General features: G+C 68.9%; 17 protein-coding genes and 1 pseudogene. 8 read left to right on the forward strand and 10 right to left on the reverse strand.

Features of this window, described 5'->3' with window-relative positions; genetic code table 11:
• Positions 1–77: 77 nt before the first annotated feature.
• The 3 genes from AB0C87_RS08815 to AB0C87_RS08825 form a co-directional block, all read right to left on the reverse strand.
• Positions 78–1,553: a YHS domain-containing protein gene (locus AB0C87_RS08815; protein ID WP_353831519.1), complete on the reverse strand. Its 1,476-nt coding sequence runs from the start codon at positions 1,551–1,553 to the stop codon at positions 78–80.
• Between the two features lie 77 nt (positions 1,554–1,630).
• Positions 1,631–3,631 (reverse strand): hydantoinase B/oxoprolinase family protein, encoded by a 2,001-nt coding sequence (locus AB0C87_RS08820; RefSeq protein ID WP_353831518.1) that lies wholly within the window; start codon positions 3,629–3,631, stop codon positions 1,631–1,633.
• Positions 3,632–3,636: 5 nt separating this feature from the next.
• Positions 3,637–5,673 carry a hydantoinase/oxoprolinase family protein gene (locus AB0C87_RS08825; protein ID WP_345180072.1) on the reverse strand — a complete coding sequence of 679 codons (2,037 nt, stop codon included), beginning with the start codon at positions 5,671–5,673 and terminating at the stop codon, positions 3,637–3,639.
• A gap of 541 nt (positions 5,674–6,214) precedes the next feature.
• On the opposite strand from AB0C87_RS08825, the gene AB0C87_RS08830 reads away from it, so the two are divergent.
• From AB0C87_RS08830 to AB0C87_RS08845, 4 genes are all read left to right on the forward strand, one after another.
• Positions 6,215–6,556, forward strand: a complete 342-nt coding sequence (locus AB0C87_RS08830; RefSeq protein WP_345180074.1) for a hypothetical protein — start codon at positions 6,215–6,217, stop codon at positions 6,554–6,556.
• Positions 6,557–6,696: 140 nt separating this feature from the next.
• Entirely contained in the window at positions 6,697–8,340 is a 1,644-nt protein-coding gene (locus tag AB0C87_RS08835) for a hypothetical protein (protein ID WP_345180075.1), read from the forward strand.
• A gap of 156 nt (positions 8,341–8,496) precedes the next feature.
• Positions 8,497–9,918: an aldehyde dehydrogenase family protein gene (locus tag AB0C87_RS08840; RefSeq protein ID WP_353831566.1), complete on the forward strand. Its 1,422-nt coding sequence runs from the start codon at positions 8,497–8,499 to the stop codon at positions 9,916–9,918.
• A 7-nt stretch (positions 9,919–9,925) separates the two neighbouring features.
• Positions 9,926–11,170: an FAD-dependent oxidoreductase gene (locus tag AB0C87_RS08845; RefSeq protein WP_353831516.1), complete on the forward strand. Its 1,245-nt coding sequence runs from the start codon at positions 9,926–9,928 to the stop codon at positions 11,168–11,170.
• A 129-nt stretch (positions 11,171–11,299) separates the two neighbouring features.
• Here AB0C87_RS08845 and AB0C87_RS08850 read toward each other — a convergent pair whose 3' ends face one another.
• Together AB0C87_RS08850 and aac(3) are read right to left on the reverse strand one after the other, a co-directional pair.
• Complete coding sequence (locus AB0C87_RS08850) at positions 11,300–11,881, reverse strand: M20/M25/M40 family metallo-hydrolase (protein ID WP_353831515.1); 582 nt, start codon at positions 11,879–11,881, stop codon at positions 11,300–11,302.
• A gap of 100 nt (positions 11,882–11,981) precedes the next feature.
• Positions 11,982–12,713 carry an aminoglycoside 3-N-acetyltransferase gene (gene aac(3), locus AB0C87_RS08855; protein ID WP_353831514.1) on the reverse strand — a complete coding sequence of 244 codons (732 nt, stop codon included), beginning with the start codon at positions 12,711–12,713 and terminating at the stop codon, positions 11,982–11,984.
• 107 nt (positions 12,714–12,820) lie between these two features.
• Between aac(3) and AB0C87_RS08860 the strand changes: the two genes are divergently transcribed.
• Positions 12,821–13,813, forward strand: a complete 993-nt coding sequence (locus AB0C87_RS08860; RefSeq protein ID WP_360576997.1) for a right-handed parallel beta-helix repeat-containing protein — start codon at positions 12,821–12,823, stop codon at positions 13,811–13,813.
• A gap of 131 nt (positions 13,814–13,944) precedes the next feature.
• Here the strand turns inward: AB0C87_RS08860 and AB0C87_RS08865 are convergent, their stop codons facing one another.
• Positions 13,945–14,100 carry a hypothetical protein gene (locus AB0C87_RS08865; protein ID WP_345180082.1) on the reverse strand — a complete coding sequence of 52 codons (156 nt, stop codon included), beginning with the start codon at positions 14,098–14,100 and terminating at the stop codon, positions 13,945–13,947.
• Between the two features lie 86 nt (positions 14,101–14,186).
• Between AB0C87_RS08865 and AB0C87_RS08870 the strand changes: the two are divergent.
• Together AB0C87_RS08870 and AB0C87_RS08875 are read left to right on the forward strand one after the other, a co-directional pair.
• Positions 14,187–14,402: pseudogene (locus tag AB0C87_RS08870) on the forward strand (IS256 family transposase); the annotation flags it as partial.
• Entirely contained in the window at positions 14,399–14,878 is a 480-nt protein-coding gene (locus AB0C87_RS08875; protein ID WP_353831512.1) for a hypothetical protein, read from the forward strand. The pseudogene AB0C87_RS08870 and the gene AB0C87_RS08875, both read left to right, overlap by 4 nt.
• 160 nt (positions 14,879–15,038) lie before the next feature.
• On the opposite strand, the gene AB0C87_RS08880 is transcribed toward AB0C87_RS08875, so the two are convergent.
• The 3 genes from AB0C87_RS08880 to AB0C87_RS08890 all read right to left on the reverse strand — a co-directional run bounded on the left by AB0C87_RS08880 (position 15,039) and on the right by AB0C87_RS08890 (position 17,126).
• Entirely contained in the window at positions 15,039–15,278 is a 240-nt protein-coding gene (locus AB0C87_RS08880; RefSeq protein ID WP_353831511.1) for a transposase family protein, read from the reverse strand.
• Between the two features lie 135 nt (positions 15,279–15,413).
• Positions 15,414–15,524, reverse strand: coding sequence for a transposase family protein (locus AB0C87_RS08885; RefSeq protein WP_353831565.1), 111 nt, complete (start codon positions 15,522–15,524; stop codon positions 15,414–15,416).
• A 255-nt stretch (positions 15,525–15,779) separates the two neighbouring features.
• Positions 15,780–17,126, reverse strand: coding sequence for a hypothetical protein (locus tag AB0C87_RS08890; protein WP_360576998.1), 1,347 nt, complete (start codon positions 17,124–17,126; stop codon positions 15,780–15,782).
• A gap of 1,779 nt (positions 17,127–18,905) precedes the next feature.
• Here AB0C87_RS08890 and AB0C87_RS08895 point away from each other — a divergent pair.
• Positions 18,906–19,904: a hypothetical protein gene (locus AB0C87_RS08895; protein ID WP_353831509.1), complete on the forward strand. Its 999-nt coding sequence runs from the start codon at positions 18,906–18,908 to the stop codon at positions 19,902–19,904.
• Between the two features lie 840 nt (positions 19,905–20,744).
• Here AB0C87_RS08895 and AB0C87_RS08900 read toward each other — a convergent pair.
• A complete protein-coding gene (locus AB0C87_RS08900; RefSeq protein WP_353831508.1) occupies positions 20,745–21,275 on the reverse strand; it encodes a hypothetical protein in 531 nt (176 codons plus the stop codon).
• Between the last annotated feature and the right edge of the window lie 258 nt (positions 21,276–21,533).

Raw genomic sequence — 21,533 nt, forward strand, 5'->3', positions numbered from 1 at the left:
CTCTCGTTCCTGAAGGACGGCCGGGGGCGCGGGCCGCGGCCCGCGCCCCCGGCCGGTGCGGGGGGCGGGGCGTGCCGTCAGGCGTGCGCCCAGGCCAGGTCGTGCGCGTCGGTCCCGCCGGGGCTGATGACGCCGGCGCCCATGTATCTGAGGATGTTCTCCGGCGTGTTGGGGGAGATCTCGCCGTTGTACATCCGGTCGGCGATGGTGTCGAAGGTCTTGTACCGGTCGGGCTCGAGCTCGAAGATCCACTTGCAGACGGTGCTGCAGAAGCTGTACAGCCGGCCCTCGTGGTCCAGCTGGTGCGCGCGGGCCTGCCAGACCGTTCCGCCCTTGTTCGAGATCGGGATCTGGCACATGTTGCATATGGCCGGCATGCCGATCGCCTCGGACTTCTCCGGGTGCCCCGCGCGGATGTTCTCGATGATCACGTCCCAGTACCGTCCGAACGTGTCGTTCCAGCCGGGGTACTTGCTCTCCAGCCAGGCCCGCTCGCGGGGGCCGACGTTGCCCGTCGGGTTCCACCACAGCGTGTTGCGCCATGCCCACGTTGCGGCCGCCTGGCAGTGGTGGTGGGTCTCGACGTCCTCGAGGAAGATGTCCCAGTACCACGGGCGCTCCAGCCCGAGGTCGAGCAGCTGGCGCTCGAACTGCTCGCCGACGAACTCGGTCATGTACTCCTTGAAGGAGCGGTCGCGCTTGTCGAGCGGGATCCAGTAGTCCATCGGGATGCCGGTGAGGATCGCGAAGAGCCTGTGGATCCGCCAGAAGGCGATGTCGACGGCCTCCTGCGCCTCCGCCTTCCGCCCGTTCCTGATCAGGATCTCCAGGACCGGAGTGCCGATCTGCGCGTGCCGCGCCTCGTCGGACTGGATGCTGGTGATCAGGTTGGAGAATGTGTAGTCCCCCATGTTGGCCGCGTCCGCCGACAGGCCGATCATCTGGATGTTGGTCAGGCCGGTCTCGAACGCGAAGTTGAGCATGACCGAGGTCGTCACCGCGTCCCGGGTCATCATCACGTCGTCGAGCGCGTGCCGGCCGGCGATCGCGGCCCAGTTCTTGCTGTGGTGCGCCTGGTGGGCCCAGTCGAACTGGCGGTCGAGGGTCACCAGCTGGTGCGGGAAGTACAGCTGGATCTGCCCGTGCCGCATCTCGTCGAGCATGCCGAACGTCGCCATGTTCCGCATTCCCGGGGCCTTCGAGAAGCGGGTCATCCGGGCGTCGGACTGGCACGCCGCGTACTCCGACAGGGCGATCGCCCCGTAGTGCAGCTTGAGCATGCTGAGGTAGGCGGGGTCGGCGTCCTCGTAGTAGCGGGAACGGGCGAGCGCCGCCTTCACCGAGTAGGCGCCCGCGTCCTTCTCGCGCTGCACGCTCACGTACTCGCGGTACGAGACCTTGTAGGGCTCGTCGAAGGACTCCCACTCCTCGACCGGGATCCCGTAGGGATCGCTCTGGTCCGGCGGGAACAGCTCGTCGATCTCGACGTACCGCGGCGTCCAGTTCGTGTCGCGGGCGATGTCGTACCAACTTGATCGTTCCAGCAGCGCCATAAGGAACCGCTCCTCTCGATTTTCCCGCGCGCTCACGCCCGGGAATGGCGACCATGTTTTGTCAGGAATTCGTGCCGCTACTCGGCGAGCCAATGCGAGCAGCAGCGCTCGCGCAGGATCGCGCGATATTTCTGGGTGGTTTCCGGAAGAAGCTCGCCCGAGCCCCAGTCGACGATCACGCCGTACTGCCGGACGAGGTCGTAGGCGGTCAGCTCGCCGTCCCGGTACCGCTGGGCGACGCGCACCGGGTCGGTCTCCAGGAGACCCGCCCGGGTCGCCCGCAGTCTCCGGCGCTCGGCGGCGGTCGCGACCTCGTCGACCCGGTGCAGGTCCGGGTCGTCCGCGTCGCGCACCACCACCACGCCGTAGTCCTTACGGGCCCGGTCGATCGAGACGTAGCCGTCGATGACGTCCTCGCGGACGGCCCCCGGGGCCCGGCGGAGGGGATCGCCGTACCCGCCGCCGCCTGCCGAAGGCCGCTCCAGCGAGTCCCCGGGAACGACCGGGACCCGCGACGCCAGGGCGCCCAGGTACCTCTCGCCGCTGGAACCCGGGTTGACCCACAGGCCGTGCGGGCAGCTGGGCGACCCGCCGAGGCTGCCGATGATCACCGATCTGGCGCGGTCGGAGCAGTAGGACATCACCGCCCCCTCGCAGTCGGTGAGGATCACCTCCTTCACCATTCCGAGCCCGCCGCGGAACTCGCCCGGCCCGCCCGAGTCGGTCTTCAGCTCGCAGGTGCGGGTCACGATGGGGGAGGTGAGCTCCTGCATCTCGGTCGACTGCAGGGCGTGGCCGACTCCGAAGATCGACGCCGTGGCGCTGGACCCGTCCTTCCCGTTGCGCCCGCCCCAGCCGCCGGCCATCCAGTCGTAGTACATGAACTGCTCCTGGCCGTGGTGGCGCACGTCCCTTCCGCCGAGGAGCAGGTATTCGAGATTGAACGAGGTGGCGATCGCGCGCCCCGGCATGATCTGGGACCAGATCCGGAAGATGGCGTTCACGATCTTCTCGTACGGCCCCGCGTAGAACCCGGTGACCGCGGTGGGCCAGGACGCGTTGACGACCGTCCCGCGGGGGCCGAAGTCCACCGTTACGGCCCGGTAGAAACCGGAATTGAGCGCCACGTCGGGGAAGAAGGGCTTGGTTCCGGCGATCACGGCAGAGAAGCTGCCGCCGAAGGCCGAGTTGAGGAAGCTTCCGATGGCGGGATGCGATCCGCCGAGGTCGTAGTGGACACTGTCCCCGGAGATCCGCATCCGCACCTTGATCGGGACCAGGCCCTCGCCCGCGCCCGGGTCGCCGTCGATGAAGTCCTCCGCCTCCCACGACCCGTCGGGCAGCTTCGACAGCCGCCGGCGCACGACGCGTTCGACATAGGCCTGGGACGCCCCGAACGCCGCGATGACCGTCCGCCGGCCGTAGCGCTCGATGAGCCGGTGGACCTCGCGCTCGCAGACCCGGGTCGCCTCGGCCTGGGCGCGCAGGTCCCCTTCGGCGTCCTCCGGGGACCGCGTGTTCGAGGCGATGAGCCGTCCGACGTCCGCCAGGTAGCGTCCGCGCGACCAGATCCGGACCGGGGTGATCCGGAGCCCCTCTCCGAAGTGCTCGGTCGCGCTGGGGTCGAAGGAGCCGGTCGCGGAGCCGCCGACGTCGGCCCAGTGGCCGTTGCACTGGGCGACGGCGATCAGCGCGCCCTCGCTGAAGACCGGCCGCAGGACCCTGACGTCGTTGAAGTGCGTGCCGCCGCAGTACGGATCGTTGAGGATGAACACGTCGCCCTCATAGATGTCGCCGCGGAACGCGTCGAGCACCGCTTTCGCGGCGAAGTGCAGCGTTCCCACCTGCACGGCGACATCCTGGCTGCCCTGCGCGACGGTGTCTCCGGCGGCGTCGCACAGCCCGCCGGAGAAGTCGCGTGCGTGGATCACAAAGGAGTGGCAGGTGCGCAGCAGCTGTTCGGCCATCAGGTCTACGGCGGTCATGAACGCGTTCCGCAGGACTTCGGCCGTCACCGGGTCGAGGTCGTCCGCCCGGTCGTCTTCGATCATCTGCAGCAGTGCCCGCTGATTCGCCATGATGCCTACCTGTCCGCGTTCATGGAGATGCGCAGGTTCTCCATCGGGTCGACCAGCGCCGTCCAGTCCGGGGGGACCAGCGTCGTCGCGTCGGGTTGGGCGATGACCGCGGGGCCGGTGACCTCGACGCCGGGGTAGAGGTCGGACCGGTCGTACACCGGTGTCTCCAGCCGGCATCGCGGCTCGACGAACCTGACCATCCGCCGCCCCACCGGTTCGACCGGCCTGCCGTTTCCGCGGCCCGCCACCCCGAACCGCGGCCTGTCGATGACGCCCAGGGCCGAGACCGACAGCTGGAAGAGATCGACATCGGAGTGGTCGCGGCTGAATCCGAACTCGCCGCGGTGCTGGACGTGGAACTTCTCGACCAGGCCGTCGATCGCCCGGACCGGCTGGTCCACGGCGATCGGCATCGAGCGCGACTGCCCCCGGTACCGCATCTCGATGAACCGCTGCATGCTGATCCGCTCGGTCTCGACGCCGTCATCGAGGAGGCTCTTACGGGCGTGCGACTCCAACCTCAGGAACGTCGATTCGATCTCGTACGGGTCGGCCGCGTGCGCCTCGCGGATGAACATGGCGCTGGAGTCGTGCCTGATGTCGACGAGCAGGCACCCGAACGCCGAGGTGACACCCGGATGCGGTGGGATCACGACCGCCGGGAGGGAGAGCTCGCGGGCCAGGTGGACCGCGTGCATGGGGCCGGCGCCGCCGAAGGCGACGAGCGCGAAGTCGCGCGGGTCCTGCCCGCGGCGGATCGACACGATCTTCAAGGCGTCGGCCAGATTCGCCGACGCGACGCGCAGGATGCCGACCGCGGCGTCCTCGAGCGAACAGCTCAGTTCCTTGGCGATCCGGCGCACCGCCCGCCTGGCGAGCTCGACGTCGAGGATCTGCGACCCCGCGGCCAGCGAGGTGTCGATCTGCCCCAGGACGAGCTGGGCGTCGGTCGTGGTCGCCGCCGTGCCGCCGAGCCCGTAGCAGGCGGGGCCGGGATCCGCGCCGGCCGACTGCGGGCCGACGCGCAGCGCGCCGCCGTCGTCGACCCACGCCATCGAGCCGCCGCCGGCTCCGATGGTCAGCACCTCGAGGTTCGGAAAGCAGATCGGGTGCCCGAAGTCCACCGACCAGTTCCGTGTGATCTTCAGTTCGCCGCCGGACACCATGGAGATGTCGGCGCTGGTACCGCCTATGTCGAGGCCGAGTGAGTTCTCATAGCCGCAGGCCAGCGCGATGTGCCTGCTCGCCACCGCGCCCGCCGCGAGGCCCGAGGACGCGAGGCGCGCGGCGTGCCGCTGCGCGGCCTGCGTCGTCATCACGCCTCCGCCGCCGTGCATCAGATGGAGCCTGCCGGCGTATCCGGACTCCGCCAGCCTCTGCTCAAGGCTCGCCGCGTAGTGGCCGATCAACGGTGACAGCAGGGCGTTGGCCACGGTCGTCGAGAAGCGTTCGTGTTCGAGGATCTCGTCCAGCACCGCGCTGGAGACCGAGACGGCGACGTCGGGCAGCTCCGCGCGCAGGAACTCCATCATCGCGATCTCGTGCACCGGGTTGACGTAGGAGTTGACGAAGCAGACGGCGACCGTCCGGACCTGCCTGCGCCGGAGCGTCTCGACCAGTTCGCGGGCCTCGCGCATGTCCAGTGGCTCGATCACCCGGCCGGTCGCATCGACCCGTTCGGTGACGACGAGCCGGTCGCGGCGCGCGATGTAGGGAGGGGCGACGTCCTTGTAGGCGTCCCACAGGTCTTCCTTCGTCCCCCTCCTGATCTCGATCACGTCGCGGAATCCACGCGTCGTGACGAGGGCGGCACGGGGGAACGTGCGATTGAGCAGCGCGTTGGTGGCGACGGTGGTGCCGTGGCAGAAGAACCAGGTGTCGGCCAGATCCGCGCCGGCCTGTGCGATGCCGCGCATCACACCGTCGATCGGGGAGCCGGCCGTCGTCGGCACCTTGGCCACGCGGGGCGCTTCCCCGTGCTCCCCAAGGACGCAGACGTCGGTGAAGGTACCGCCGACGTCCACCGCGACGCGCGATGCCATCCCGCACCTCCTGCACCTAGGTGTTCGGGCCGGGGCGGGCGCCCCGGGAGTGCCCGATTCAGACGTCATGCCTGGTCGTTGCCCTAGATACTCGTCCGGGCCCCTAGAGCAAGCAATAGTGAAGAGTGAGAGAACGACACGATCGGATTGTTCAGGTCTCCCACACACCGGCTGTGGATTCGAGCCCACGTCCGGGATCTGGAAGGGGCCGCACCGTCAGCCGGCCGGCGGCTCACCGGTCCTGGGCGGGACGGCCGGCCACGCGCGAGCCCGGCGACGGGACGCAGCGGTCGGAGACCTGCACAATCCGATCACCCGGTTCTCTCACTCTTCACTATTGCCCGCCCCAAAGGCCGGGGCGAGTATCTAGGGCGACGACCAGGGATTACACCCTGATCAAGCACTTCACATCTGATCGTGGACCCCCTCACCGCGTTCGTTCGATTTCGACCGAGCGTCCCATCGAGAACGTCAGTGAAAGGCGTGCCGGCGGTTATCTCTGCCGGGGAACGTGTCCAGCCGGCAATTCAAGGAACAGATCATGAGCAAATCCAACGCCGCCGCTCGGCCCGCCGGCCGGACGTACACGAGCTGCGTCACCGGGTCGCGGACCAGCCGGCTCGACCTCACCGGGACGACCCGGCCGGCGGCCGCCGCCCACCGGCACACGCGCGACACCCTGCTCCGCTGGGGCCTGGCCTCCGACCTGATCGACGAGGCCCTGCGGGTCGCCTCCGAGCTGGTCGCGGGCGCCGGCGGGAGCGGGGCGGGCGCGGCCCGGGAGATCCGGCTCACTCTCCAGGACGGCCACGTGAGCATCGCGGTCGACGACCCCGGGCCTTTCCGGCGCACGTTCGCCGGGCGATCGGCCATCGGCGACTAAGGCGACGCGCTTTCCCCAGGCGGCAGCCGCGAGGAATTCCTCGTCCTCACCGGCTTCCGCCGTCTCGACGACCCCGCAACCGACGAACCCCACGAACCGAATCGTCACCCACCCGACGAGATCTCTCCAAGGAGACGGCCATGAGCGAACGCCTGGCACCGGGAAACAGACCGCTCCACATCATCGACCACGACGACCCGGAGGTCGTGCGCAACGCCGCGACGGAGGACTACGCGCTGCACGTCGCCCCCTTCACGTGGCGCTCCGGCCGCGTGTCGCTGCTCATGGCCTGGTACGCCTTCGCGAGCGCGATGTTCTGGCTCATCGTCGGCGCCACCGTCGCCCTCGTCGCGGGCACCGTGGACACCCTGATCGGGCTCGGACTCTCCGTCATCGCCTACAGCGTGATCGGCGGGCTGATCAGCCGCTACGCCGCACGCACCGGGATCTCCAGCGCGCTGTTCTCGCGCTGTCTGTTCGGCTACCTGGGGTCGGTGGTCGCACCACTGATCATCGGGGCCACCGCGCTCTACTACGGCGTGTTCGAGGGCTCCGTCATCGCGTCAGTGCTGCACCAGTACACCGATTGGGGCTCCATCCAGCTCTGGTACTTCGTCGTGGCCGCCTACAGCATCCCCATCGTCATCGGCGGGGTGCGCCAGTGGCTGGACAAGATCAACGGCATCCTCCTGCCCTTCTACTACATCGGGCTCATCGTGGTCGTGATCTGGGCGGTGGCGCGCCACGGCTACTCCAACGACTGGCTCACGGCCGGCCCGGTGGCCGACACGAACTTGCACGCGCCCGGATGGTTCTTCGCGTTCACGACCTACATGGGCGTCTGGATCATGATCCCCTTCACCTGGGACTACGCGCGGCTGGCCAAGACGGGCGACGCCGCGTACCACCGGCGGCTCACCTTCGGCCCCCTCTTCTACATCCTGACCCTGGTGGTCAACGCGGTCGTCGGCATCTACCTGGCCCACACCCTGGTGACCAACGCTCCGCTCAGCGAGCTCTCCGCGGTCGAGGGCATCGTGAAACTCGCGGGGATCTTCGGGGTGGCGCTGGTGTGGATCAGCCAGACCAGGATCAACACGGCCAATTACTACCTCGCGAGCATCAACGCCGAGAGCTTCTTCGCCCGCGCGCTGAAGATCCACCTGTCGCGGCGCGCCTGGGTCGTCCTGGTCGGCATCGCCGCGTTCGGCCTCATGCTCACCAACCCGATCTCCTACCTGCTGAAGTCACTGCAGTGGCAGGGCGTCTTCGTCGTGGCGTGGGTCGCGATCGCGCTGGTGTACCTGGCGTTCGCCCGGCGCGACCGGCGCCCGGCCGAGGAGTTCGAGTTCAGGCCCGGCCGGATCCCCGCCTTCAACGCCGTGGGCCTGCTCTCCTGGCTCGCCGCGTCGGCGGCGGGTATCACCCTGGTCCAGGCGGCGGGCTCGTTCGGTGCGACGTGGTCCGCGCCGATCACGTTCGTGCTCGCGGCGGTCATGTACGCGGCCGGCCGCTTCGCCACCGGCGAGCGGCAGGTCGTGCTGCGCCGCCCGTTCGACCCGCGCTCGGAGGTCGAGAACCCCTGGGAGGCCAGGGTCCTGTGCGCCTCGTGCGAACGGCACTACATCGCTCAGGAGATGGACCGCAACCCGGCGACGCCCGACCGCGCCCCCATCTGCGCCGAGTGCGGCAGCAACGACATCGCCTACCTGCGCGCCTCCTATGCCGAGGCCCGGTCCGGCTCGGCCGGCCACAGCGACGTGAACCTGGTCGCGTCCGACTGACCGCGCGGTCTCGGGCGCGCGGGACCGCGTGCACCAACCCCCGGCCGCACCGGCGGCCGGCGGACACCACACAGGGCTACTGAAGGACGTCCGATGCAGCAAGGAACTGACACCGTCGGCCAGCGGACCCCCGGGTCGGCGTCCCCGCCGACCGGGATGCTCGTCGGCGGGGAGTGGCGGGAGTCCCGCGGGGGTACGAGGTTCCCCGTCCTCGACCCCGCGACCGGGGAAGTCATCGCGACCGTCGCGGACGCCGGCGTCGAGGACGCGGCGGACGCCCTGGACGCGGCGGCGGCGGCGTTCCCGCGGTGGTCGGCGACATCGCCTCGGCGACGGGCCGCGCTGCTGCACGAGGTCTTCACGGCCGTCCACGACCGGGCCGAGGACTTCGCCGCGCTCATCACCCTGGAGATGGGCAAGCCGCTGGCGGAGTCGCGTGCCGAGGTCGCCTACGCCGCCGACTTCCTGCGGTGGTACTCGGAGGAGGCCGTCCGCCTCACCGGTACCTTCCGCACGGCACCGGACGGCACCGCGCGCCATCTCACCCTGAACCGGCCGGTGGGGCCGTGCCTGCTGGTGACACCGTGGAACTTCCCCCTCGCGATGATCACCCGGAAGGTCGCGCCGGCGCTCGCGGCGGGCTGCACGGTCGTCCTCAAACCCGCGGAGGAGACACCGCTGTCGGCTCTGCTCCTCGCCCGCGTGATGGCCGAGGCGGGGCTGCCCGCGGGGGTGGTCAACGTGCTGGGCACGAGCCGGCCCGGCCCGCTCGTCGAGGCGGTCCTGGGCGATCGGCGGATCCGCAAGCTCTCCTTCACGGGATCCACCGAGGTGGGCCGCAGGCTGCTGGCGCTGGCCGCGCCCGGCGTGCTCCGAACCTCCATGGAGCTGGGGGGCAACGCGCCCTTCGTCGTCTTCGACGACGCCGACGTCGACGCGGCCGTCGAGGGCGCGGTCGCGGCGAAGCTGCGCAACGGCGGGCAGTCCTGCGTCGCGGCGAACCGCTTCATCGTCGCCGACTCGGTCGCGTCGCGGTTCGTCGGCGGACTGGCCGAGCGGCTGCGCGCCCAGGTCGTCGGCCCGGGGGACGATCCGCGATCGACCCTCGGGCCGCTGATCAACGAAGCGCAGCGGGATCGCGCGGTCGGGCTGGTCGACGACGCCGTGGCGCACGGCGCGGAGCCCGTCGTCCACTACGGCGCGGCCGGCCCCGGTGACGCGTTCCTCAGGCCCGTCCTGCTGGATCGGGTCCCGCCCTCCGCCGAGATCGCACGGAAGGAGATCTTCGGCCCCGCCGCCGCGGTGTACCGGTTCTCGACCGAGCAGGAGGGCCTCGCTCTGGCCAACGACACCGAGTCCGGTCTGGTCGGCTACGTCTACACCCGGGACCTCGATCGCGCCGTCCGGGCCGTCGAAGCGCTGGAGTGCGGGATGGTCGGGGTGAACCGGGGACACGTCTCCGACGCCTCGGCGCCGTTCGGCGGCGTGAAGCAGTCCGGCCTGGGCCGCGAGGGCGGCGAGCTCGGTGTCCAGGAGTACCTGGAGACCAGGTACGCCTCGATCGGCGCATCCGCGTGAGCCCGGGGTGAGCGTGTCGACCGTCGTCATCGTCGGCGCCTCGGTCGGGGGCGTGCGCACCGCCAGAGCGTTGCGTTCGTCCGGGCACGCGGGCGAGATCGTTCTCGTGGGCGCCGAGGAGCACTTGCCTTACGACAGGCCGCCGCTGTCCAAGGCCTTCCTCGCCGGAACGGCGACCCGCGGGGAGTTGACCCTGCTCGGCGAGGACACGGCGGACGCCGCCGGGATACGGCTGGAGCTGGGGACTCCCGCGACCGCCGTGGACGTGGCCGGACGTGCGGTCGAACTTGCCGACGGCCGGCGCCTGGCGTTCGACGAGCTCGTCGTGGCCACCGGTGCCCGGCCACGTCCCTCCCCGTGGGGCGCCCCGCCCGGCCTGCACGTGCTGCGGACCCTGGACGACGCGGTCGCGCTGCGCGAGGACCTGAGGTGCGGCGGGCCGCTGGTCGTCGTCGGCGCCGGCTTCATCGGCGCCGAGGTCGCGGCGACCGCCACTGCGATGGGTCTCGCCGACGTGACGCTCGTCGACCCGGCGCGCGCTCCGCTCGGCCGCGTGCTGAGTCCCGCCGTCGCCCGGCGCTTCGCCCGCCTCCATGCCGACCGCGGGGTGCGGACCCGGTTCGGGGCAGCGGTCACGGGCGTCGAGGCCGTCGACGGCGGGCTCGTGGTGGGGCTGGACGACGGATCCCGCCTTCCCGCGGCCACGGTGGTCGTGGGCATCGGCGCGGTGCCGAACGACGAGTGGGTCCGCGGCTCGGGACTGACCGTCGCGGACGGCGTCGTGTGCGACCGGTACAGCCGGGCGCGCGGTGCATCGAACGTCCACGCCGTGGGCGACGTCGCCCGCTGGTTCCATCCCCGGCGCCGCCGGCTCGTCCGGGCCGAACACTGGACCAACGCCGTCGAGCAGGCCGAGCGCGTCGCCCACAACATCACGCACCCGGACGATCTCCAGGCACACGACCCAGTCGAGTACGCATGGACCGACCAGTACGACTGGCGGATCCAGATGGTCGGCCGCACGGGCGGAGGCCTTGACCACGTCATCCTCCCCGGCGCCGATCCGGACCACGGCTTCGCGGTCCTGTACGCCGACCCCGCCGGGGAGTTCGCCGGTGCGGTCGCGGTCAACTGGCCCCGAGTGGTGATCGCCTGCCGGAAGGCGCTGCGTGCTCCGGTGTCCCTCGCCACGATGCGGGAGAACATCACGGCCGCGACCGAGCGGCCCCGGAGAACCCGCACAGGGCCCTGACAGGTCTCCGGCTCATGTCCTCCGTGTGCTGGTGCCCGCGCTCGGGCGCGAACCGGCCGGACACGCCGAGCGTGTCCGGCCGGGTTCCGCGTCTCTTGCGGCGGGCCACGTCGTAGAGGGCGCAGCCGATCAGTTCGAGGGAGACGCAGAGGCGTTCCGGGCTGACGTTCTGGGCGATCGTGTCCTCGGGGGTGTGGAGAGGGGCTCCAGCCGGCTGGGCGACTCACCGCCGCGCCAGCTGAAGTTGCCCGCCGGGATGCCGCGCTCGTAGAAGGCCTCGTGGTCGCTGGAGCCCCGGGCGGTGGGGCCCTTGCTCTGGTCGGCGTAGCCGAGCCGCTGCGCGGCGGCGTTCACGGCGGCCGTGGTGGTGTCGTCCGCGCCGTCCACCGGCAGTAGCCAGTACGTGCCCGCCTGCGGGTGGCTGGTGGCGACCATGTCGTTCTGGAAGCAGCCGGTGATCTGCTCGGCGCCCGCGTCGTCGAGTTGCCTCACGTAGTGCCGGGCGCCGACCAGGCCGTTCTCCTCCGCCCTCCACAGGCAGACGCAGACGGCCTGCTGGGTGGGGAGCCGCTTCAGGACGCGGGCCAGTTCCAGGCACAAGACGGTTCCGCTGCCGTCGTCGTTGGCGCCGGGCGAGCCGGGGACGCTGTCGTAGTGCGCGCTGACGATGACCGCCTTGCCCGCCACCTTGGGGGTATCTGGCCATGCCACCGGCACACGCTCACGCCACCAGCCCGTCCACTCACTGAACCGCCATCCCCCGATAACCCTGATTAGCTCGGCTCGCTGGGGAACAGACGAGCCTCCTTGTTTACGGTGGGTTGCACGCTGCCGCTCCCGGCGGGACGTCAATTGCGGGAGAGCGCAATAGACTTGATCTTCCCTGAACTTCGCTGTGGCGTGCCGAAGGGCGCCAGACCCGCCGGCCGTTCACGAGGATGGGCTGTTCGTAGTCCACGAACCTTTTGCCGGGCGCCTCCGCGTGATGCAGCAGTGTCATGGTGTCGAGGGGAGCGCCCAGCAGCAGGACCCGGCCGTTATGGGCCACCGGCCGCGCGAGCGGGCTGTTCGCGCCATGAGGGTCGTCCCACGGATGGTCGGCGGTCAAGTCGGCCGCCGCCCCCAGGGCCGCGAAGCTGACGTCCGGGTGCCGGCTGCGCACCGCCCCCGGCCACCGGCGCAGGGCCTCGGGGAGACGTCCGTTGCCGTGGTCGGCCTCGCTGAGACCGGGGTCGTAGGCGGGGTGCTCCGCGCGCAGAGCGTCCTGCCAGGGCTGAGGCCAGGTGACGAAGTCATAGGGCGGTGCGTCGTTCCAGCCGCAGTACGTCATGAGCGTGCCCCACGGTCCCACCACGTCACCGAGCACGCCGATGACGGTCTGCGGCCCGCCGGCCACGCAGACGATGGCGGACATGCGGGTGTGGAACATGACCGCATCGCCGCGGCCGAGGCCGAGCACTTCCAGGTCGCGGCTGATCCGGCTCCGGGTCACCGGCCCGCCGGAACCGGCGAGCAGGCTCCTCTCATCCGTGATCATGATCATGGGCGGGGTCTTCCGGCCGGAGCGAATTCCTTTCCGGCTGGACGGGATCCGGGGGAGCCGGGTTTAATCCTGCCAAGAAAACGTTCACGGTGGGAAAGGGCGAGGACATGCGCAGAACTGTGCTTCTTTCGATGTCGGCCGCGGTGGTGCTGGCCGGCGCCGCGCTCGCCGCCCCGGCGAACGCCGCGCCAGGCGAGGTGGTCTTCTTCGTCGACCCCGGCCAATCCGGCGTGTCCGGCCTCGCGAAACGGGATGGAAATGCCAAGTCCACGGCCTTCACGTCCTTCCGGCAGGTCCAGGACGTCGCGAAGCGCCGGGGCGTCAAGCACGTGCGGCTGCTCATCGTCGGAGGCGTCCACCACCTCACCGAGCCCATCGTCTGGGACTACTCCCCGAAGGGGTCGAGCATCGTCTTCGACACCGCCCCGGGCACGGGCCGCGTCGTCTTCGACGGGTCGCGGATGAACACCGCGCGGGCCGCCCGCTACCCCGGCCAGACGACCTGCGCGACCTACCTCCTGTGCATCAAGGCCGGGTACGGGAGCTTCACCATCTCCGGCAAGACGTTTCAGAACGCCCCGAACGGGATCAGGCTGAAGGGCAACACGAATATCACCATCACCGGGAACGTCTTCAAGAATCTGAGCGGTTCCAAAGGGTACGGCGGAATTCACACGGAGAGCTCCTCCGGGCTGAAGATCAAGAACAATCTGTTCTCCAAATTGAAGAACTCGGGCAAGATGCACGGCATCTATCTCGTCCGGACTTCGAGGAGCACGATCTCCGGCAACAGGTTCGAGTACGTGACGGGCGACCCCGTCCGCGTCCGCGTCAGCAGCAACAACCTCGTCAGTGGCAACAAGTTCTATCGCTCGGGCTCCTATGCCACGTTCAGCGAGTGGCGGGACACGACGAAGGGCGAGGGGTGCGGCAAGGGCAACGTCTTCAGCAAGAACATTTACGGCAACAGCTACGGCAACAAGAAGAAGCCCATGATCCTTTGGGGCGGGAAGGGCAGCCCGCCGGTCTGGGGCAAGTGCTCCACCCCGTCGATCAAGAACGGCGGCGGCAACAAGTACAGGACCACCAAACCCTGGTAACTCGCCCGCGCGCCCCTGGGGACCTCACGCTCACGTCCGGGCGGGGATCCCTGCCGTAGGCCGCGGGCGCCCGGACATCATGGTCGCTGTCCGACGTGCCGAGACAGGGAAGACGATCCGGTGATTCCGATCTACACGACCGATGGCGTCCCGATCACGAACGCGGGGCCGGTGGAGCGCGCCTGGCCGGTCTGGACGGACGAGGCCGAGATCGGGCACGGCCTCGACCGCCTGGCGTACCAGGCGGCGCAGCAGGGCGCGCACGCCATCGTGGCGTTGAAGATCACCGCCTACTGGGTCCCGGCCGGGGACACCTACTTGATGCCCGTCAGGACAGTGCAGGACCTCATCCCCCGCGCACGGCATCAACGCGATCGAGAGCACCTTCGCCACGATGCGGCACCGCACCAAGGTCACCAAAGGACCCGGCTCGCGGGCCGCCGCGTCGGCCATGGCGTGCAAACTGATCGAGCCGGCCCAGGCCCGCCGGCGCGTAGTGAACGCCCCCCGCCGGGTCGCCCTCGTCCGCGCCGGGGCTCGCTACGACCGCAGCCGGCTTGTCGAGCGTCCCAAAGGAGCGGCCGCGTGAGCAGCCCCACTGACGGCCCCGCCGAGCCGGACGAGCACCGCCGCTACGCCTGCCACCTGCGGGCCCTGGCCGCCGTGGGCGCCGACGATGAGCCCACGTTGGTGAACGAGATCCTGCAGGACCCAGACCAGGAGATGGCACAGTCCGCAGTGGCCCGCCACATCGACGACCGGGCACGCCTCCTGCTGACCGACGAACGGTTTCCTGACTGGGTCCACACCATGACCGGCGTCATCGGAGAGCGGGACTTTCTCACCCGCCGCTTGACCGAATGGACGCTGCTGGCTGCTATCGCTCAGGACGAACCATGGGTGGCCGCCGAAGTCACCGCGGCATCCGACTGGTTCCAGCGAAAGGCCGTCGAAGTCCTGACATCACCCGATGCCCTCGCCCTCCTTGCCAGCCAAGGAAGGACACGACGGGTTCGGGCGGCAGCCAGCCAACGGCTCCGTCAGCAAGGTCACCAACACGGCTGACTTGATCTAAAGTAATTACTCTTCCTCGACCAGCAACGTCCCCACCCGGCGATGCGCAATACCGCCGCCGCACCCAAGCGCACCACATACCCCGGCAACCCCAACCAGGCCCACTTGGAGGAGGTCGTCGAGAACGGCGAGGAGGCTTTGTTTGCCGAGCTTACGGCGCTTCCTGCGTTTGAAGGGGATTCCGATTGCGCCGCACGCTCCGACGTATCTCTTGTCGGCGTTGCAGGCGATCGTGCGGTTGGTGAGCGCGTCGATGATGCCGTGCGCGGGCCGCGGTCAGGTCGTGCGCCGAGCCCGGCAACGCGGGCGAGGCCCAGATCAGCCGGCCGTGCGGGCCGGTCAGGAACTGGATGTTCACGTCGTGCCGGTGGTGCTTGCCGCTGTAGTACAACCGGCCGTTCGCCCGATGCCCGGTCGATCGGCGTCAGGGTGCCGTCCGGGTTCCATACGCCTTGCGCTGTGCGATCCGCATCGCCTCCCGCAGGTCCGGGGTCAGGTCAGCCAACAGGGGATGACCTCGCTGACGCTAGCGGTGCGCGTTTGCGACGCCGACGCCGAACGTGGCGGCCAGGCGGGCGAAGGTCTCGCTGCAGCGAAGGTGCACCAGCACCAGTAGCGCCTGGCCGCCGGAAGACAGCGCTCGCCAGCGCGATCAGCACTCGATCATCTCGGCCACGAAGGTGCGGGTAGCGGGCGGCAGGATCCAGCGCAGCGCGATAGAACAACACCAAAGATTCTGGCAGTGCGGTTGTTTTGGTCGACTTCGGATCTACCAGGGGCCTCGCCGCGTTACCGGCCGACTCCGCCCACCGCAACGACTCTGTGACCAGCACGGTCAAGGTCAAAGAAACTCATTCTTTGCAACCGATGAATGGGGTTATAGCTGATGCACCTAAGAACACCATCGGCCGATCCCCTCACCTGCGAGGATTGAGCGGTTGAGGGGGACCTGAGCAAGAAAGCTACTTCGCAGTGCGCTGTCCGCAATTAGCTCTGCTTTACGCGCTATCTCACGCCGCGCCTTACCAAGAAGGGCTAGAGCTTCCTCCTGTTCGTCTCCAGCAGCCATAGCGACCGCAGCGTGGTACAAGACGTCTTCCGTTCGTAAGGCCGGCATATCTCCGACCTCTTCTAGAATGCGTACGGCTTCGCGGGTCTGCTCCTGAGCAGTAGTCACATCGTTCTGTCGCAGCGCAATACGACCACGCAGGGAATGCGCTGCGATCTTGCTACGGATCATGCCATTGCGCTGGGTTTCGACACAGGTGGCGACGGTCAACTGTTCTGCTTGTTTAAGGAGCTGCTCGGATCTGTTGGGAGCGAGTAGCAGAATCTCGGCATACAGCTTACGGACGAGGGGAATAAGGTTGGCCAGCAGCGTCCTCTCTGTCTCCGCCCACGCATCGGTAATCAGTTCAAGGGCTCGAGGGTAGCCAGCTGATTGCTCTGCGAAAAGGCGTGCGAGCAGGGCCGTGTTGTAGGCGTGCCAACCACTGTCACCTCCGCGGGCGCTCTCGAAGCTGAGAGCTTCCCACAAGATCGCCTCGGCGTGATCATGAAGGCCGAGGCCTTCGTACACTTGGGCTAGGTAGTTGAGTGCTATGGGCAGCTCTACATTCAATGGATCCTCGCGTAACCGCTCGGTGCAACGGCGCAGTCGAGTCAAGGCCTCGCTGAGGTCTCCACTGTCAAAGAGAGTGATGCCAAGTTGCATCTCTCCCAAGTTGCGGGTGCGTCGGAGAACCGGGTCATCGCTGTCGCGAAGACGTGGGTCGGAGATGTACATGTGCTCTGCCTCTTGCAACTGAGTAAGCCCGTCAGTCAACCGTCGTTTGGAGACTTGGCGTCCATACTCGACACGGGCAACGAAGAGCGAGACATGATCAGCATGCTGCTTGGCTAGATCCACGGCCGTGCGGAGCTTGCCCAGGGAAGGCACTAAGCCTTGGGTTACGAGTAGGGTCTTGCCACACAGCAGCTTAGTGCGGATCACGAGCTCGGAACTCTGGCAGCGCCATGCTGCCGCTTCTGCCTCGGCAGCTAGGGCGTCGATGTCTGGCCTATCAGCAGCCTGGTATTGACCTCGCCAGCGGACTTCGGTCAGTGAGAGTAATAGTTCCACCGCCTGCGCAAAACGCTTGTCCCGACTTTTCTCAAGTTCTGGCATTTCCCGGACTGCATGAATCACTTCGATGCCGGCGGCGGCCAGTGAGGTGCGGGCGCTCGATGATGTCGTCATCCACATCGATGGTGGTGACGTGGCCGGTCGGGCTGGCCAGGTAGGCGAGCAGACCGGCGGTGAGGCCTACGACATGCACCGACGCCACCACGCCAACCGCTCCGCTCACGCCCCCAGGACCCCTCCCACGCGAGCCCACCACCGGAATCTGAACACGCCACCGCTACCGAAGTGGGCCAAGACTTCGCCCGTCTCGCGGTCCCATCCGGGCCAGCGGTGGCGGCCGGCATTCAACGGCCGCCCTTGCCCTGCCTACCCGCGACAAGATCGCCTTTCAGGCGTTCCCGTTCGCCAACGCTGGAGACAACTCCGAAGACGCTGCCGCCCTTCGCTCTAACCGTGACCGTTCCGCCGCCCTAGGTATCGACCTGCCTCAAGGTCGCCGCATCCGCCGCGACGGTGTTGGCGAGCCTCCCCGCGGCCATGTCCATCGCGAAGTGGCACTTCTGGTCAGGGTGAAGTCGGTGAGGGTGGCGCCGGTCAGGTCCAGGGAGATGCCCGCCCAGTGGTGTTCGGCGGTGGGCTGGACGTGGGTGGTGAGGAGGCGTTGGGGGGTGAGGCGGACCTGGTGTTTCTCACGGGGGCCTGGACCAGGGGCTGCGGGTTCGAGGGGAGCGGGCCGGTTGTCGCGGGCGGCACGGTAGCGGGCGGCGGTGCGGCGGGCCCTCTCCCGGTGTTCTTCCTGGGGGTCGGAGTCGCCGGTCGGGGGTGTCGCACAGGGCATGCGCAGGTAGGCGCAGATGATGTTGACGATGGTCTGCCGGTGCCGCTCGTTGTCGTTGGCCAGCCGTTCCAGGGTGTAAAGCGCGGTGAGTCGGACCGGGGCCTTGTCGGAGCCGAGTTGCTCGGCAGCGGCGTTGTACAGCTCGGTGACCGCCGCTCGGCCGCGCCCAACTGCCCCAGCGCGGTCGCCAGCTCGGCGTGCCGCTGCCGCCGGAACGCCAGCATCAACCCGACTGCCGCGCCCCCACCGCCGCCGGCGGCCAGGCCGGTGCGCACGGCGTCCACCCGGATCTTGGCCCGCTCGGTTCCGGGCGGGGCGTCATCGGCCACGTCCAGCAGCCAAGCGGTGGTCAGCCAGATCGCCAACGCTGCCGCCCCTGCGGCCGCCAGCATCCAAAACCCCGCCGCCAACGGCCGCACCCGCAACGGCCGCACCCGCAACGGCCGAGCCCCCGCGCCGCTTCCGCGCCATAGTCCAGCGCCGCTGCACTCGCTCCAGTCCACGCCCCACAGATCCACTCACAACCGATCATCCAAGGACACTCGGGAACCGATCAGCGCCGATTCGCCACAACGGGCAAGGTCGCCCGAACGAGTCGAGCTAGACGGTGGGGTCTGCGGTGCGCAGTCGTTGCCTGGCCGCCAGCCTGACCGAGGGCTACCGCCTGGACGTCCTCCGCACCCACCAGGACCAGCCGATCACGCTCCCATCGCCCCGCGAGATCAACATCGACCCCGCCGGCATGGCGGCCGCCGTTGCTCTCGGCGACCTCCCTGGCCTGACCGATGAGGTTTCCGCGCCGCGCCCGTCTGTACGTATGGCCCGTGCCTCAGCACGGGCGCCTCGGGCGAGCCGGCATCCAGTCCGGACGCCTTACAAAGGTCTGGCTCTTGGAGCCATGACGTTTGTCCCGGCCGGTCCGTGGTCGGGGCGTGCCCGGTTCCCTGCAACCGAGAGTGCGTCCTGGCCGACAAGGTCGGGGCGCATGGGCGTTCCTTGGAACTCCATTCGCGTCCCGGCCGAGAGCCGGGGCGCTACACAAACGAGAGGTAACCATGTCCGACAACCGTTCCCGCCGGATCCGATTGGTCGGCGGGGGGATCATCGTGGCCGAGCTGGCCGTTCAGCAGACCGGCTTCGCGTTCACCTCCACGCTGCCCGCTCTGGCGGCGGCGCTGGTGGTGACGCTCGTGGGTTCCTTCGCGCTCGCCAGTTACGTGGGCAAGCGGCACGGCCTGGGGATCCGCGAATTCGACGCCCCGATGTGGAAGCTGGTGGCCAGGCTGGCCTTCAGCAACACCCTGATCGGCATCGCGTACATCTTCGCGGTGCAGAAGCTGGGGCTGGGGCCGGTGGCCGCGATCGGAGCCCTGGGCGTGCTCAGCGTCGGTCTCACCGACGTCTGGCACAGCATCAGCGCCGACCAGCCGAGCCCGGTCAAGGCTTGGGGCTGGCGGCAGTTGGGGCTGCGCGGACTCGCGCTGCTCGGGGTGCTGGTGTTGACCGAGCCGTGGCTCGGTGAGATCGACCTGGTCGGCCTCGCCTGGGCCGTGGCGGCCGCCTGGTGCTTCTGGAACTACATCAAGGTGGTCTTCGGCGGCCTGGCGGCGCTGGAAGCGGCCCAGAACGAGACCAACGGCGAGGACTCGGCGCTGGTCAAGCAGGGCCTGGCCGTCGCCAACCTGCTGTCGGTGCCTTCGATGGCGCTGGTGGTGCTGCCCTTTGGCGGCTGGGGCGAACTGTTCTCGGACTTCGTCCCTACTATCGGCTGGGGCGCGGTGGCCGGCCTGCTGATCCTGTTCGTCCCGGCGCTCTTGCAGGCCGCGGCGGCTGGGAAGGTCTCCGACCGGGTGACCGGAGTGCTCTACTGCCTCGACACGCCGCTGGCGGCGCTGGTCGGAATGGTGGGTGTGCTCTTGGGCCTGCTGGACGAGACGCAATGGCTCGGCCCCTGGGGCTGGGTCGGCATCGGTCTCGTCGTAATCGCCGCGCTCTTCAACACGCTGGTGAGCCCTGAGCCCCCCAGTATTGAGGAGTACAGCACGCAGAACTGACACGGCGGCGTCGACAGACACCGCCGAACATGACCGGGGGAGGAGCACCGCTCCTCCCCCGGCCACTTTCGTAACGCATTCGTCCCACTTCGCGGAAGCGACGACGACGTCGCGCGCACGGCCTCCCGGGTCACCCAGACCCGCGCCGCGGCGTTCCGGCAACTCGTGCTCCAAGCCCCTGCACCCGTCGTCGCTCAGGCCCTCGGATACCACCACGGGACCGCCCGCCAAGCGCCTCACCGCCGCCGGCGGGACCTGGAACCGCTACCCCGGCAGCCGCCCCGTCTGACGCGCCGGTCCGGCCAATACGACACAGACGAATACGGCAGGGTGCCGGTCTCGGCAAAGGCCGACCTGCGGCGAGCCGCCGCATTGGGCGCAAAAAGTGCGGATACCTGAGCACACCCGGAACCGAAATCGGCGGGCTCAGGGTCATGGGCTCGTGGTTCTGGTGCTCGCGCTCGTTGTCTCGGCAACGCCGGTCGGGACGTCCTGCAGCCGTCCCCGGGACGCGCTGGGACGTCCTCTAGCGGGCCGTGGACGTCTAGCCGGACGTCCTCGCTAGGCCTAGCGGTCCCGCTAGCGGCTTATGGGCGGCTGAGTGGCGTCCTAGCGTCTAGCGGCGCGCGGACGGCCGGGCCGGGACCGGCCCCCCAGGCCGCATGCCCGGCCCGGACGGGCCGCGCCCTGGCGGCGGCCCGTCCGGCCGCCGCCCTTCATCCCCAACAGCCCTATTCGGCAACGGACACGAGGAAGGCGGGAGGGGTCACCCCTCCCGCCCTCTGCTTGGCCGTGATACGCCTCACGGCGCTTTTGAGGCCTGAGCCAAATCTCCTTGGCTCAAGCTGCGGTGTCGACTCGGTTGGGCCGGATGGAGTAACTCAGGATCGCCGCGGTCGGCGGCAACCCGCGGCGGCCCAAATCGGCCTGGTAGACGGCCTCGCGGGTGGCGGTGCGGATCGTAAGCGTGTCGAAGCTGTGGCCCTTGGTCGCAGTGCAGCCGTTCAGCACCTCGGTCGCGATGAAGACGGCGTACTCGCCCTTGCTCAGCTGGTTGGGCTCGATGGAGTAGAACACGATCATTGAGCCTCCACCTCGCACCAGCGTCTTCAGCTCTTCCGGGCACCGCTCGTGCTGCAGCGCCGACCGGTAGAGCTCCGTGAGAGCGGTACCAGCCCGCCGGGGGAGGGTGAACGTGTAGGTGCTCTTCTCCGAACCGAACGGGCGCACAGTTTCGAGCGTGATGATCACGAACCACTCGCCAGCTCCGGGACCTCCCGCCGAGCCGGAAGCAGCGAGGAGGCGCTTCAGCTTGGTCCAGATTGCCGCGGCGGTACTGACGGCGCTGGTGCGTCGAACGAACGTCGACATGATGGTTACCCCTTTTGTTTGTAAGGCGTCCGGACTGGATGCCGGCTCGCACGAGGCGCCCGTGCTGAGGCACGGGCCATACGTACAGACGGGCGCGGCGCGGAAACCTCATCGGTCAGGCCAGGGGAGGTCGCCGCGAGCAACGGGGGCCGCCGTGCCAGCGGGGTCGATGTTGAAAGACGTAAGAAAGTTCTAATCAGGGTCGTCGGGTGTCCAGACCGAGGCTGGCAGGTGGGCCTCGCCGCGGTGGCGTTGGTG

This window comes from Actinomadura sp. NPDC048021 (assembly GCF_040653135.1).
In the GTDB taxonomy this organism is placed as follows: domain Bacteria; phylum Actinomycetota; class Actinomycetes; order Streptosporangiales; family Streptosporangiaceae; genus Spirillospora; species Spirillospora verrucosospora.